Origin of the sequence: Pseudomonas petroselini (genome assembly GCF_045037875.1) — a bacterium.
GTDB classification, from domain to species: Bacteria; Pseudomonadota; Gammaproteobacteria; order Pseudomonadales; family Pseudomonadaceae; genus Aquipseudomonas; species Aquipseudomonas petroselini.
This window is the reverse complement of sequence record NZ_CP173614.1, coordinates 391,340-406,232: the sequence shown is the minus strand read 5'-3', so window position 1 is coordinate 406,232 and position 14,893 is coordinate 391,340. Positions and strand designations below refer to the sequence as shown.

Annotated in this window: 11 protein-coding genes; 8 read left to right on the top strand and 3 right to left on the bottom strand. The window is 60.6% G+C overall.

All coding sequences use genetic code 11. From position 1 onward, the window contains the following. Positions 1-8 precede the first annotated feature (8 nt). Positions 9-1,904, top strand: a complete 1,896-nt coding sequence (locus ACI512_RS01990; protein WP_236380322.1) for an FTR1 family protein — start codon at positions 9-11, stop codon at positions 1,902-1,904. Between the two features lie 2 nt (positions 1,905-1,906). Then, positions 1,907-2,362: a YaiI/YqxD family protein gene (locus tag ACI512_RS01985; protein WP_015886475.1), complete on the top strand. Its 456-nt coding sequence runs from the start codon at positions 1,907-1,909 to the stop codon at positions 2,360-2,362. Positions 2,363-2,620: 258 nt separating this feature from the next. On the opposite strand, the gene elbB is transcribed toward ACI512_RS01985, so the two are convergent. Then, positions 2,621-3,286, bottom strand: a complete 666-nt coding sequence (gene elbB, locus ACI512_RS01980; protein ID WP_231810335.1) for an isoprenoid biosynthesis glyoxalase ElbB — start codon at positions 3,284-3,286, stop codon at positions 2,621-2,623. Positions 3,287-3,402: 116 nt separating this feature from the next. Between elbB and ACI512_RS01975 the strand changes: the two genes are divergently transcribed. Further along, positions 3,403-4,638, top strand: a complete 1,236-nt coding sequence (locus ACI512_RS01975; RefSeq protein WP_236380321.1) for a sterol desaturase family protein — start codon at positions 3,403-3,405, stop codon at positions 4,636-4,638. On the opposite strand, the gene ACI512_RS01970 is transcribed toward ACI512_RS01975, so the two are convergent. After that, positions 4,619-5,254 (bottom strand): DedA family protein, encoded by a 636-nt coding sequence (locus ACI512_RS01970; RefSeq protein WP_015886472.1) that lies wholly within the window; start codon positions 5,252-5,254, stop codon positions 4,619-4,621. The two genes, ACI512_RS01975 and ACI512_RS01970, sit on opposite strands and share 20 nt — an antisense overlap. Positions 5,255-5,461: 207 nt before the next feature. Between ACI512_RS01970 and hemB the strand changes: the two genes are divergently transcribed. Both hemB and ppk1 read left to right on the top strand, forming a co-directional pair. Continuing rightward, positions 5,462-6,475 (top strand): porphobilinogen synthase, encoded by a 1,014-nt coding sequence (hemB, locus tag ACI512_RS01965; protein WP_064054388.1) that lies wholly within the window; start codon positions 5,462-5,464, stop codon positions 6,473-6,475. 18 nt (positions 6,476-6,493) lie between these two features. After that, the gene (gene ppk1, locus ACI512_RS01960) at positions 6,494-8,716 is read left to right on the top strand and encodes a polyphosphate kinase 1 (protein ID WP_231810331.1); all 2,223 of its coding nucleotides are present in this window, start codon (positions 6,494-6,496) and stop codon (positions 8,714-8,716) included. Between the two features lie 221 nt (positions 8,717-8,937). On the opposite strand, the gene ppx is transcribed toward ppk1, so the two are convergent. Beyond that, a complete protein-coding gene (gene ppx / locus ACI512_RS01955; RefSeq protein WP_236380320.1) occupies positions 8,938-10,440 on the bottom strand; it encodes an exopolyphosphatase in 1,503 nt (500 codons plus the stop codon). 443 nt (positions 10,441-10,883) lie between these two features. Here ppx and ACI512_RS01950 point away from each other — a divergent pair, with 443 nt between their 5' ends. The 3 genes from ACI512_RS01950 to ACI512_RS01940 all read left to right on the top strand — a co-directional run bounded on the left by ACI512_RS01950 (position 10,884) and on the right by ACI512_RS01940 (position 14,890). Next, complete coding sequence (locus tag ACI512_RS01950; protein ID WP_236380319.1) at positions 10,884-11,534, top strand: DUF1120 domain-containing protein; 651 nt, start codon at positions 10,884-10,886, stop codon at positions 11,532-11,534. Between the two features lie 139 nt (positions 11,535-11,673). After that, positions 11,674-12,366: a fimbria/pilus chaperone family protein gene (locus ACI512_RS01945; protein ID WP_405121593.1), complete on the top strand. Its 693-nt coding sequence runs from the start codon at positions 11,674-11,676 to the stop codon at positions 12,364-12,366. Positions 12,367-12,373: 7 nt separating this feature from the next. Further along, entirely contained in the window at positions 12,374-14,890 is a 2,517-nt protein-coding gene (locus ACI512_RS01940) for a fimbria/pilus outer membrane usher protein (RefSeq protein ID WP_231809216.1), read from the top strand. Positions 14,891-14,893: the final 3 nt, after the last annotated feature.

Below are 14,893 nucleotides of genomic sequence, written 5' to 3'. Positions count from 1 at the left end.
ATTCGTTCATGACTGCCCCCTTCCGTTTTCTCGCCTGGCTGATATTGCCGGCGTTGATGTCATGCAGCTTCAACCTGTTGGCCGCAACTGCCGAGGGCGCCCCACAAGCCCTACATTTGCTGGACTACATTGGCGCTGACTATCCTCCGACGGTGGAGGCGGGCAAGGTTATCGATGAATCCGAATACCGCGAACAACTGGAGTTTCTCGGCGTGTTGCATGGCCTGGTGGCCGAACTGCCAAAACGCCCGGAGCGCGCGGCGTTGGTCAAGGGCGTCGACGAACTGTTAGCGGCTGTAACTGCCCATCAAGACGGCGCGGCAGTCGCTCGCCAAGCCCGTCAATTGGGCGCCCAGTTGGCCGTGGCCTATGAAGTCAGCCAGGCCCCGGCGATCACCCCTGATCCCACGCGCGGTGCGCCGCTCTACGCCCAGCATTGTTCGGTATGCCACGGCACTGCTGGCGCCGGTGACGGCCCAGCCAGCGTGGGCATGACGCCGCCACCCGCCAACCTGCGGGACGCCGTACGCCTGGACCGCCTGAGCCTTTACGCGATCTACAACACCCTTGGCCTGGGCGTCGAAGGCACTGATATGCCGTCCTTCGCCGACCAACTGGACGACCGCCAGCGCTGGGACCTGGCCACCTACATCGCCGGCTTCACCGCCGACCCGGCCGCCGCGAAAAGCGAGCAACCGTTCAACCTTGCTGACCTGGCCCGCCAGACCCCCAATGAAGTGCTGGCCGCCAGCGGTCCGGCGGCTGCCGCGACGTTCCGCGCCCAGCGTGCGCAACCGCCGCAGGTCAAGCGTGGCCCGGCGCAGTTGCTGGACTACACCGCCAGCACGCTGGACAAGAGCCTGGCGGCGTTCCAAAAGGGTGACCACGAACAGGCTTACGACCTGTCGGTGGCCGCGTATCTGGAAGGTTTCGAGCTGGTAGAAAGCTCGCTGGATAACGTTGACGCCAACGTGCGCAAGGACACCGAGAAGGCGCTGATGGCCTACCGACAGTCGTTGCAGGACGGTTTGCCGGTCGAGCAGGTGCAACAACGCCTGGACGTGGCCAAGGGCAAGCTCACCGAGTCTGCCGGCTTGCTGGGCAGTGATGGCCTGAGTTGGTCGTTGAGCTACATCTCCGGTTTGCTGATCCTGTTGCGCGAAGGCCTGGAAGCGATCCTGGTGCTGGCCGCGATCCTCGCGTTCCTGCGCAACACCGGCCAGCAGTCGGCGGTGCGCAGCGTCAACGTCGGTTGGGGCCTGGCGCTGTTGGCGGGTCTGGCGACCTGGGCGTTGGCGGCGTATGTGATTGACGTGAGCGGCGCCCAGCGCGAATTGCTTGAAGGCTGCACAGCCCTGTTCGCCAGTGTGATGGTGCTGTGGCTCGGCGTGTGGATGCACGATCGCCGCCACGCCGCCGCTTGGCAGGACTACATCAAGAGCAGCCTGGTGGGCGGCGGCGGGCGGTTCGGCTTTGCGATGCTGGCGTTCTTCTCGGTGTACCGCGAGTTGTTCGAAGTGATCCTGTTCTACGAAACCCTGTGGCTGCAAGCTGGCCCGGCCGGGCACAACGCGGTGTTGGCCGGTGGCGCCACGGCGCTGGTGCTGCTGGTGGGCCTGGCGTGGGTGATCCTGCGCGGTTCGGCGAAGCTGCCGCTGGCGTTGTTCTTCGGGATCAACGCGGCATTGTTGTGTGCACTGTCGGTGGTGTTTGCCGGGCATGGCGTGAAGGCGTTGCAGGAGGCCGGCATTTTTGGCACGCGGCCGGTCGCCTTCTTTGACTTCGACTGGCTGGGCATCCACGCCGATGCGTACTCGCTGAGTGCGCAGGCCGTGGCGATCCTGGCGATTGTGGTGCTGTATGGCCGCAGCCGTTTGGCCGAGAAGCGCCGGGTGATGGCTTAAGTATGCGGGTGTGGATCGATGCCGACGCCTGTCCTCGGGCAGCCAAGGACCAAGTGGTGAAGTTTGCCCTCAAGCGCCAGTTCGAAGTGGTACTGGTGGCCGGTCAGAGCCAGATCAAGCCGAGCTTTTCTTGCGTGAAGTTGATCGTGGTGCCCAGTGGCCCGGATGCGGCGGATGACTACCTGGTGGAGCACGCGGTGCCCGGCGAATTGGTGATCTGCAGCGATGTGCCCCTGGCCGACCGCTTGGTGAAAAACGGCGTCACGGCCCTCGACCCACGCGGCAAGGAGTTCAGCCCGGCGAACATGAGCGAACGCCTGGCGGTGCGCAACCTGTTCACTGATCTGCGTGAGCAAGGCCAGATGGGCGGAGGGCCACCGCCGCACGGGGAGAAGGAGAAGCAGGCGTTTGCCAATGCGTTGGACCGGATCCTGACACGGTTAATGCGCCAGGCCTAAGGGGATTGGTTGTAGTGAGCGGGCTTGCCCCGCGCTGGGCTGCGCAGCAGCCCCCAAACCTGCAATCATGTTCTAACTGACTCACCGCGTCGGCTGAATTGGGGCGGCTTCGCCACCCAGCGCGGGGCAAGCCCGCTCACCACACAAGCCCGCTCACCACACAAACCTGCCCACCCACAAGCCTGCTCACAACGACAAGCCTGCTCACACAACAGGCCCAGTCACCAGAACAAGCCCGCTCACCACAGTAGGGGGCTATCAGTCGTTCTCGTGGGTCAGTTCCAGCACCCGGTCCACCAGCTTGTTGATCCCCGACGCGACCTCGCTGATGTTCTTGCCGAGCATATAGGCCGGCGTGCTCACCAGTTTGCGTGCCGTGTCTTCGACGATATCTTCCACCGCACATTCCTGGTGTGTAGCGCCCATCTTGTCCAGCGTGGCAGCGGTGTCGGCACAGTTGCCGATGGTGCAGGTCACGCCTGGGCCGTAAATTTTGGCCGCCAGGGCCGGTGAAATGCAGATCAGCCCCACAGGCTTGCCTGCTTCGGCAAACGCCTCGGCCAGTTCCAGCACCTGCGGGTTTACGCTGCAGCCGGCGCCTTCAACGGCAAAGTTCGAGAGGTTTTTTGCCGCGCCGAACCCGCCGGGCACGATCAGCGCATCGAAGTCTTCGGCGTTGGCGTCGCGAAGGTCCTTCACGTCACCCCGTGCGATCCGGGCCGACTCCACCAGTACATTGCGCGACTCGGGCATCTCTTCGCCGGTGAGGTGGTTGATCACGTGCAATTGCGCGATATCCGGGGCAAAACATTGGACCTGAGCGCCACGCTGGTCCAGGCGCAGCAAGGTGATCACGCTTTCGTGAATCTCTGCGCCGTCGTACACGCCGCAGCCGGAAAGGATCACTGCAATCTTTTTGCTCATGGGCATTTCTCCTGGGTTCTTGGCGTTAAATGTCTACTAATTTGTCATCTGTTGCCAATGGGATCTCGCGCCGCTGCACCTAATCTTGATGTAACAAAAATAGACCGGACCAGACCATGGACTTTGTGCCTTACGCGGTACCGTTTTTCGTCGTCTTGATCATCGTGGAGCTGCTTGCCGACCGTTGGCGCGGCGAGCGCAACTACCGGGTGGCGGATGCTATCAACAGCCTCAGCACCGGGGTGTTGTCGACGACCACGGGGTTGTTGACCAAGGGTGTGGGGCTGTTGACCTACGCGTTCGCCCTCAAGCATCTCGCTGTCATCGAACTGCCTGCCCAAAGTGTCTGGACCTGGGTGTTCGCGTTTGTGTTCTACGACTTCTGCTATTACTGGCTGCACCGCATGGGCCACGAGCGCAACATCCTGTGGGCCGCGCACTCGGTGCATCACCAGAGCGAGGACTACAACCTCAGCACCGCACTGCGCCAGACCAGCACCGGCTTCCTGCTCAGCTGGATCTTCTACCTGCCCCTGGCTGTACTTGGCGTGCCATTGGTGGTGTTTATCAGCGTGGCATCGCTCAATTTGCTGTATCAATTTTGGGTGCACACCCGGCATGTGCCGAAGCTCGGCTGGTATGAGTGGTTTTTTGTCACGCCGTCCAATCATCGGGCCCACCATGCACAGAACGCTCTCTACATGGATCGTAACTACGGCGGGGTGTTCATTATTTGGGACCGACTGTTCGGCACCTTCCAGGAGGAAGACGACAACGAACCGGTGATTTTCGGCGTGACCACGCCGCTGGCCAGCTGGAATCCGCTGTGGGCCAACCTGCAGTTTTATGCACAGTTATGGCGTGATGCACGGCGCACCGAGAGCCGCTGGGACAAGCTGCGCATCTGGTTCATGCGCACCGGCTGGCGTCCGGCGGACGTGAAGGCCAAGTACCCGTTGGCCAAACATGACTTGAGCCAGTTCCGCAAATTCGAAGTCCCGCTGGATGTGCGCCAGCAGGTCTATATCGCCCTGCAGTTTGCGGCGTATGTGGGTTTTGGCAGCTATTTGATGAATGTTGGCGAAGGCTTGCCCACGGCGGCGTTGATCCTGGGCTGGAGTGCGATGGCGCTGGGGCTGTTTACGTTGGGCGTGGCCCTGGAGAACCGGCCGTGGGCGTGGAAGGCCGAGCTTTTAAGGCTGGCACTGAATGTGCCGCTGGTATGGCTGGCGCCGTTGACCGGGCTATGGCCGGCCAGCAACTTGGGCTGGCTGGGCCTGCTGAGCTACAGCCTGCTCAGCGTGATCGGCCTCTATTGCTGTAGAGGCCGGTTTACTCGACTGGCGTCTTAGGGGCTTCGACAGGGGCGGGTTCGGCGGCCAGTCGGGCCTTGGCTTCGGCGCAGGCCTCACGGGCAATACGCGCATTCTTGAAGCGGCGGCGCAGCCACAGGCCGAAGCCCAGTACCAGCAACGCACCCAATACCCACAGCTCATATTTCTTGACGCTACCGAGCATGCCTTCCAGTACGGCACCGAAGTGATACGCCGCAGCACCCAGGGCGGCAGCCCAGATCGCGGCTCCAATACCGTTGAGGATTAGGTAGCGCAGGGGTGGGTAGCCGGAAAGGCCGATCGCCACCGGCATGACCGTGCGCAATCCGTAGACAAAGCGAAAGCTCAGCACCCAGATATCCGGGTGTTTGCGGATATGCTCCAGGGCCTTGTCGCCCATCAACTGCCAGCGTGGCTTGCGCGCTAACAGCTTGCGCCCGTGTTTACGGCCCATGTAATACCAGAGCTGATCGCCGGCGTAGCTGCCGAAAAAGGCAACCACGACCACCAGGTTGATATCCATGTACCCACGGAACGCCAGGAAGCCTGCGAGCACCAAGATGGTCTCGCCTTCGAAGAAGGTGCCTAGGAAGAGGGCAAAGTAACCGAAGTCATGCAGAAATTGTTGAAGCATGGTCTGGGTGCTGGCGAAATGAACGCGCAGCCTACGCCTTCACGAAGATTCATGAAAGTATCGAGATGTGTCACGAAGTGAACAATTCCTACGGAAATGACGAATGCGACTACAGGTCGCATCGTTAAGCACAACTGTCATACCTTCGTCATAATGGCCGCTTATAACTGCAACGCTCGCCCGTGAACCCGGGCTCAGGAGTCTGTCGTGAGCTTTACCCCTGCCAATCGCCTGTTTCCCGCCACCCGTCTGCGTCGCAATCGTCGAGATGATTTCTCTCGTCGCCTGGTACGTGAAAACGTGCTGACGACCAACGATCTGATCCTGCCGGTGTTTGTGCTGGACGGTGAAAATCGTCGCGAAGCAGTGGCTTCGATGCCCGGTGTGGAGCGCTTGACCATTGACCTGCTGCTTGAAGAAGCCGCCGCTTGGGTCGAGCTGGGGATTCCGGCATTGGCGCTGTTCCCGGTCACGCCGCTTGAACTCAAGTCTTTGGATGCTGCCGAAGCCTGGAACCCGGACGGGATCGCCCAGCGCGCCACCCGTGCCTTGCGCGAGCGGTTCCCGGAGCTTGGGGTGATCACCGACGTGGCGTTGGACCCGTTCACCACCCACGGGCAGGATGGCATTCTTGACGAAGACGGCTATGTTCAGAACGACATTACTGTCGACGCGCTGGTAAAGCAGGCGTTGTCCCACGCAGCGGCAGGCGCCCAGGTGGTTGCACCGTCGGACATGATGGACGGCCGCATCCAGGCGATCCGCGAAGCCCTGGAGCTGGCCGGTCACGTCAACGTGCGGATCATGGCCTACTCGGCCAAGTACGCCAGCGCCTATTACGGCCCGTTCCGCGATGCGGTGGGCTCGGCGCTGAACCTGGGCAAGGCCAACAAGGCTTCGTACCAGATGGACCCGGCCAACAGCCATGAAGCCCTGCACGAAGTGGCGGCCGACCTGGCCGAAGGCGCTGACATGGTGATGGTCAAGCCGGGGATGCCTTACCTGGACATCCTTTACCGGGTCAAAGAAGAATTCAAAGTGCCGACTTTCGTCTATCAGGTCAGCGGCGAATACGCGATGCACATGGCTGCAATACAGAATGGATGGCTGAGTGAAGGGGTGATTCTTGAATCCCTGACAGCCTTTAAACGCGCCGGGGCTGATGGCATCCTGACTTACTTCGCCGCCCGCGCCGCCCAATTGCTTAGAGAGCAACAATAGCCCTCACAGGAACACTCGATGAATACCGAAGGACTCACAGAAGTTGCCGTAAAAGACGCTCACCCGGTGGTTGAACAGGTCAGCGAGACCCCGCCGGAGCACGAGCCTGCCGCGCCGGTCGTGGTCGCCGAGCCGCCCGTACCGACCCCGGTGGTCGCCGTGACCAACCTGGATGACAGCAGCCTGTACATCCACCGCGAGCTGTCACAACTGCAATTCAACATCCGCGTGCTGGAGCAGGCGCTGGATGAGTCCTATCCGTTGCTGGAACGGCTGAAGTTCCTGCTGATCTTCTCCAGCAACCTGGACGAGTTCTTCGAGATCCGCGTCGCCGGCCTCAAGAAGCAGATCACCTTTGCCCGCGAGCAAGCCGGCGCCGATGGCCTTCAGCCGCACCAGGCCCTGGCACGCATCAGCGAGCTGGTACACGGCCATGTGGACCGCCAGTACGCGATCCTCAATGACATCCTGTTGCCGGAACTGGAAAAGCATCAGGTCCGCTTCATCCGCCGCCGCCACTGGACCACCAAGATCAAGACCTGGGTGCGCCGTTACTTCCGTGACGAGATTTCCCCGATCATCACCCCGATCGGCCTCGACCCGACTCACCCGTTCCCGTTGCTGGTGAACAAGAGCCTCAACTTCATCGTGGAGCTGGAAGGTATCGACGCCTTCGGTCGTGACTCCGGCCTGGCGATCATCCCGGCGCCGCGCCTGTTGCCACGGATCATCAAGGTACCCGAAGAGGTGGGGGGCGCTGGCGATAACTATGTATTCCTGTCGTCGATGATCCATGCGCACGCCGATGACCTGTTCCAGGGCATGAAGGTGAAGGGCTGCTACCAATTCCGCCTGACCCGTAACGCCGACCTGGCGCTGGATTCCGAAGACGTCGAAGACTTGGCCCGTGCCCTGCGCGGTGAGCTGTTCTCGCGGCGCTACGGCGACGCGGTGCGCCTGGAAGTGGCCGACACCTGCCCCAAACACCTGTCGGACTACCTGCTCAAGCAGTTCAACCTGTCCGAGTCCGAGCTTTACCAGGTCAATGGCCCGGTGAACCTGACGCGCCTGTTCAGCATCACCGGCCTGGACAGCCACCCGGAGCTGCAATACACGCCGTTCACCCCGCAGATCCCGAAGCTGCTGCAAAACAGCGAGAACATTTTCAGTGTGGTGAGCAAGCAGGACATCCTGTTGCTGCACCCGTTCGAGTCCTTCACCCCGGTGGTCGACCTGCTGCGCCAGGCTGCCAAGGACCCGCACGTCTTGGCCGTACGCCAGACCCTGTACCGTTCCGGCGCCAACTCGGAAATTGTCGACGCCTTGGTCGACGCCGCGCGTAATGGCAAGGAAGTCACTGCGGTGATCGAGTTGCGTGCGCGGTTCGACGAAGAATCCAACCTGCAGCTGGCCAGCCGTCTGCAGGCGGCGGGTGCGGTGGTGATCTACGGCGTCGTGGGCTTCAAGACTCACGCCAAGATGATGCTGATCCTGCGCCGTGAAGCCGGTGAGATCGTGCGTTACGCCCACTTGGGCACCGGCAACTATCACGCCGGCAACGCCAAGCTCTACACCGACTACAGCCTGCTGACGTCCGACGATGCCTTGTGTGAAGACGTCGGCAAGTTGTTCAGCCAGTTGATCGGCATGGGCAAGACCTTGCGCATGAAGAAGCTGCTGCACGCGCCGTTCACCCTCAAGAAGGGCATGCTCGACATGATTGCCCGCGAAACCCAGTTCGCCTTGGAGGGCAAACCTGCGCACATTATTGCCAAGTTCAACTCGCTGACCGATCCGAAGATCATCCGCGCGCTGTACAAGGCCAGCCAGTCCGGCGTGCGTATCGACCTGGTGGTGCGTGGCATGTGCTGCCTGCGTCCGGGCATTGTCGGGGTGTCGCACAACATTCATGTGCGCTCGATCATCGGCCGCTTCCTGGAACACACACGGGTGTTCTACTTCCTCAACGGGGGCGAGGAGCAGATGTTCCTCTCCAGCGCCGACTGGATGGAGCGCAACCTCGATAAGCGTGTGGAGACCTGCTTCCCGGTGGAAGGCAAGAAGCTGATCATGCGGGTCAAGAAGGAGCTGGAAAGCTACCTGACCGACAACACCCACAGCTGGAGCCTGCAGTCGGACGGCCGCTACGTGCGCAACACACCGACCGGCAACCAGAACCCGCGCAGTGCGCAGGCGACGCTGTTGGAGAAGTTGGGTAGCCCGATCCTGTCGGTGAATTAATCCAGGCTAACGCGACCCCATGTGGGAGCAGGCTTGTGTAGTGAGCGGGCTTGCCCCGCGCTGGGCTGCGAAGCAGCCCCAATAAAAACGCCGCATTCTGTCAGACAGAATGCGGCGTTTGGTTTTAGGGCCGCTTCGCAGCCCAGCGCGGGGCAAGCCCGCTCACCACGCAAGCCCGCTCACTACAACAAGCCCGCTCACACAGTTGTTTGCGGTGTTCATCAGCGCAAATTAAGGCTGAAACCCACCCGCGTCAGCCACTCCGCTTCCTGGCCAAAATCCGCCTGGGTCAGCTGGTTCTCATCCAGCCAGCCTTTCGGGAACACCACGTCCAGGCTGTCGCCGTCGGCGCGCAGGGTTACCTGAGGCATTTCCTGGGTGCCACGAATGTGGTGGAACAGGATCGCAAAGCGCAGCAGCACGCACAGGCGAATCAGCTTGATGCCTTCGTCACCGAATTCAGCGAACTTGTCCCTGGGGATGTTGCGGCGATGGCCGCGCACCAACAGGGCGAGCATCTGCTGGTCTTCCCGGGAGAAACCCGCCAGGTCCGAATGCTCGATCAGGTAGGCGCCGTGCTTGTGGTAATGGTAGTGGGCGATATCCAGGCCCACTTCATGCACCTTGGCGGCCCAGCCCAGCAGCTCGCGCCATACACCGTCTTCCAAGTCCCAATCCTCGGCCACCTGGTTGAAGGCGTGCAGCGCTTTGCGTTCCACGCGGGCGGCTTGTTCCAGATCGACGTGGTAGCGCTCCATCAACGAGGTGAGCGTGCGCTCACGCACGTCTTCGTGATGGTGACGCCCCAGCAGGTCGTAGAGCACGCCTTCGCGCAGGGCGCCGTCGCAGTGGTCCATGCGCTGAAGTTCGAGGGCGTCGAAGATCGCTTCGAGAATCGCCAGGCCGGCCGGGAAGATAGTACGACGGTCGGGCTTGATGCCGTCGAAGTCGATTTTTTCTGCATCCCCCAGCTTGAACAGTTTGCGCTTGAGCCACGCCAGGCCTTCGGCGTTGACCTCGCCGGTGCCATGGCCGCCGGCCTTCAGGGCCAGGCCGATGGCGCGGATGGTGCCGGACGAACCGATGGCTTCATCCCAGGTCAGGCGGTGCAGGGCGTGCTCGATGCTCATGATCTCCAGTCGCGCCGCCGTGTAGGCCTGGGCATAGCGCGCCGGGGTGATCTTGCCATCCTTGAAATAGCGTTGGGTGTAGCTGACGCAGCCCATCTGCAGGCTTTCGCGCAGCAGCGGCTCGAAGCGCTGGCCAATGATGAATTCGGTGCTGCCGCCGCCGATGTCGGCGACCAGGCGTTTGCCAGGGGTGTCAGCCAGGGTGTGGGACACGCCGAGGTAGATCAGGCGCGCTTCTTCACGGCCGGAGATGACTTCTACCGGATGCCCGAGGATCTCCTCGGCGCGCCGGATGAATTCGCCGCGGTTACGGGCTTCACGCAGGGCGTTGGTGCCGACGATTCGCACGGCGCCCAGGGGCATGCCGTTGATCAGTTGGGCAAAGCGCTTGAGACAATCAAGCCCGCGTTGCATGGATTCTTCATTGAGTTGGCGCTCATCGTCGATTCCGGCAGCCAGTTGCACTTTTTCGCCGAGCCGCTCAAGGATGCGGATTTCGCCGTTCTGGGCCTTGGCCACGACCATGTGAAAGCTGTTCGAGCCCAGGTCGATGGCGGCGATCAGGGACAGATTCTTGGCTTGGGATTGCGGCATGGTTAGGGGGTCTCGGTCGATAACCCAGCCATCGTGCCACGATCGACCTTTGGTGCCAACGCGTACGGCTTCGGTAATTTTCATGTAGGTGTCTGTGAGGAATTCTTGTAGGTAATGTAGGGCGGTTTCTAAACCACCCATGAATAGAGCTTCACTTTTGTAGGAGTTATTAACCTTTTGTGGTCATTTTGCTGTTTATGATTTTGCCTACAAGGGAGCGATTAATAACTTATTGGTTTTGTATTTACGCCTACTTGGTGTTTTGGCTTGGCTCACTATTTGTTTTTACGGTTCCCACAATGACTGGCGTCTAATCTGATTCTTTAATCAGGTGCCAAAACGACAGACTGTCATCCGGCAATTACGCCGTGGTGTTATTTATTTAGGGTCGGAATGTTCGGCCTTCGTGAATGCACCGACTCATTACAGATGACAGGTTGACTATGAAAAAAACGCTTGGTGTGACAGTGGGTACTCTTTGCCTGGTCGCGAGTATCGGGGCTCATGCAACGAATGTTGCTGAACTGATTGTACGCGGGACTATCAAACCGGTGGCTTGCAACCTTAGCCTCGCCGGTGGCGGCATCGTTGATTACCAGACAATTCCCGCCGCAAGCTTGTCGCCGACGGAGTTCACTTCTCTTGCAGCGAAAACGGTCGGCTTGAGCATCAGTTGCGGCCAAACCCCAGCGCAGTTCCGAGTGGCGCTGAGTGACCTGCAATCCGCCAGCAAGGTGACAGGCATCCTCGGTACCGGGTTCACCGAGGCGCAGAACTACGGCCTGGGCATCGCCAATAGCAAGCGTACCGGTGGGTACTCCGTGACCCTCAAAAATCTGCAATCGTCCAGCGGGACCCTGAGCCCTATCATGCGCAGCAGCTCGGGCGCTGCCTGGCAGAACAGTGACGGTAAAGTCGCCCAATCACCCGCCCAGTATTCGTGGCGTAGCGGTACCAGTGTGGTACCTGCATCCGTCACCAGTCTTACGGGCACGCTTGAAGTGAAAGCCGTTATCAACCGCACGCAGGATCTGGACCTGACCCGCGATGTAACGTTGGATGGTCGCACCAGTCTGTCAGTGGATTACATCTAAGTACGTCATTAACGGCCGGCATTAACGCAAAGGTACTGACCTATCTTTGTTAAATGTCGGCTGTTTTAACGTGTGCGTTTGTCGGTGTTTGACTTTATGGCTGTGGGGAAAATCGGTGAATGCTCTATCAATAATGGTTATGTCGTTGCTGCGCTATATAGGCTTGTGCCTCTTTTGGTGTGGTTTGGCCGTCGCAGACGGAATGCAGCCCGAAACAACCGTTGTCATTCTGAATGAAGAAGAGGGTGAGGCGACGCTTAATGTTAAAAATACCGACCCTGGCCCTGCGTTGCTCCATTCGGTCATACAAAACATACCCGAAGACCTGGAACCCTTGTTGATCGTAACGCCCCCGATTACTCGGGTCGAAGCGGGCGACACTCAACTTGTTCGCTTCATCAGTACCACGAAGAAACCGCTCAAGACCCAGCGCCTGAAACGGGTTTCCTTTGAAGGTATCCCCGAGGCCCGTGCACCCGGCGGTGCGACCATTGGTATCACCCTGCGCCAGAGCCTGCCCTTGATCCTGCACCCTAAAGGCTTGCCGAAGCATGACGCGCCCTGGCAGTTGCTGACATGGACGCGTGAAGGGGATCAGTTGAGGGTCCACAACAACAGCGCTTACGTCGTACGCCTGGGGATGGAAGTACAACTGCATCCGCAGGCAAGTGTTGCAACGTTGCCGCGAACCTACATCCTGCCGGGTGAAGTGCTGACGCTTGCTTCGGCAGGCTCGGTGGCGGGCGTGGTGGCCGTGGGGATTCAACCGGCCACGGTCTACGGGTTTACGGTGGATACCTACCGCGCACCCGTTACGGCTGATGCGGATTGACGGGCCTATGAAGAAGATCAGGCATACCCGTCGCTCTGCCAATAGTGTGCCGAGCAATGTTTCCCAGGCGCGTTCCAGGATTCTGCTGGGGCTTGCGACGCTGTGGAGTCTGCCCGGTACCAGCGCAGCGGTCGGGCTGGGGGAAGGTTTTGATCTGGCTGCGTTGACCTCCCTTGGCATTGATCCACAGGTGTCGGAATACTTTCGTAGCGCCGCGCGCTTTCGCGAAGGTGTCCATGTGGTCGGGCTGCGAGTCAATGGCACCCCGCTGGGGTTGGTTGACGCACGTTTCGATTACCAGGGCCAACTGTGCTTCACCCCTGCGTTACTGGCAAAGGCCGGTCTGGTCACCCCGTCCAGGGTTCTGCGCGAGGGCATCACACCTGACCAGGCCTGCCATGACTTCGTCGGGGAATACCCGGCGACCATGGTGCGGCTACGCCCCAGCAGCGATGAGATCACCCTGGTGGTGCCCACGCAGTCCCTGCGCGAGCCCGAGTGGGAGACCGGGAATTTTTCCCAGGGGGGCGCGGCAGCCCTCTTTAACTACGACATATTGGGTTTCGATACCCACTCGCGCGGTGGGCCAAGTCGCTTCGTATCGGCCTATACGGAGGCGGGTTTCAACCTGGGTAATTGGATTGTCCGCAGTCGCCAGTTTTATGTGTCCGACAATGGCAAGACGCGCACCGAGCAGGTGAATGCTTATGCCCAGCGTGATATCGCGGCGTTGCAGTCGACCTTCCAAGTGGGGCAGATTTCCAGCAACAACCCGATATTTGGCGGTGTGCAACTGACGGGCTTGCAGTTCTCCCCGGATGGCCAGCAGCGCACCGGCGCGGGCGACAGCAACGTCGTGGTGGAAGGGCTGGCTCAAAGCCAGTCTCGGGTCGAAGTCCGTCAATCGGGCGCATTGATCCACTCCACCCTGGTGCCGGAAGGTCCGTTCAGGCTCACCGGTTTGCCATTGCTGAACAGCACCAGCGACCTCGACGTGAGCGTGATTGACGTGCGTGGGGCCAAGCGCAGTTTCGTGGTGCCCGCTGCTTCCTTTCGTGGTGGAGCGCCGGTGGAGCCGGGGTACTATTTTTCCCTCGGCAAGGTGCGTGAGACGTCCCTCGACAACCGGGAGTCCCCTGTGGTCGCCATGGGCAGCGGCACCTGGGGATTGGGCCAGCGTTCATCGTTGGGCTTCGGTCTGCTGAGTACCGATGAGTACCAGTCGGCAGGCGGCTCCCTGAGCAGTGTATTTTTCCACCAGGTGACCGTGGGTGTGCGGCATAACCTATCCCGTGATGCTCAAGATGAGGTGGGAGGCGCACGTAGCACGCTGTCTTTGGGGACTCCGTTATTTGCCAACCTTGATATCAACCTGAGTGCCTCGGCACAGAGCCGCGGCTACCGGGAAGTACTGGACGCCGGCCAGGCGTCGCGAGGGTACGATCTGGATGCGCGTTTCAAGCGCCAGTACACGGCAGGTTTGAGCTGGGCGGACCCGTCCCTGGGTGGTTTCTCCCTCGGCTTCACACGTAACTCGCAATTTGACGGGCACTCCAACGATCACCTCTTTGCCTCGTGGAATAACACCTTCAACGGCGTGGGGGTAGCCCTGATCGCCGACGCTCAGGTAGGTGCGACCGAGCCTCGGCGCCTGGACCCGGTTCGGGGCGGTCGCCGTGACGAGCGGCTGGACGAGGGCACGTCTGTCCGGCTGCAGGTCACGGTGCCGCTCGGCGATGATCGGCGTGTGAGCGCTTACGTCAGTCGTCGAGGTGACCGGCTGGATGCCGGCACCGCCCTCAGCGAGCGGGTCAACGACTATGTGAACTACGAGGTCGGTGTTGATCGGGACCTGAAAGAACGAGAGCAAAGCGTGCGTGGCCGTGTGGACATCTTGCCGCTCTATACCCGCGTGAGCCTGGGCGTCGACCGTGACCCGTCGAACACCAACTATTCCGGCCAACTGCAAGGCGGCATCGTGGCCCATGAGCACGGCGTGACCTTCTCGCCGTATGCGGTGCAGGACACCTTTGGCATTGTCTCGGTGGGCGATATCGGTGCGGCAAAGGTCTCGACGCCCCAAGGACCGGTATGGACCGATTTCAGCGGTCAGGCCGTGATCCCCGGGCTGCAGGCCTACAGCAACAACCATCTGCAGGTGCAGACCCAGTCGCTGCCCAAGCGCGTCGACTTGAAGAACGGGACCAAGGTGCTCGCCGCTGGTCGGGGTTCAGTCAATATTCTCAACTTTGATGTGGTGAAAGTCCGTCGCCTGTTGCTTGAAGCTCAGGATGAACAAGGTCGGCCCTTGCCTCAAGGGGCTGCTGTGTTTGGCCAGGACAACAACTTTGTAACCAGCGTGGTGGGTGAGGGCATGATTTTCCTCAGCAACATCGATGGGCCGCAAACCCTGAAGGTTTCATTGCCGGATTCGCAATCCTGCCTGCTGCAAGTCAACCCGGAGCAAGAGCCTGACGATGACCAACTCTACGAAACCGCACCCGTGGTATGCCATGTTCGCTGAACG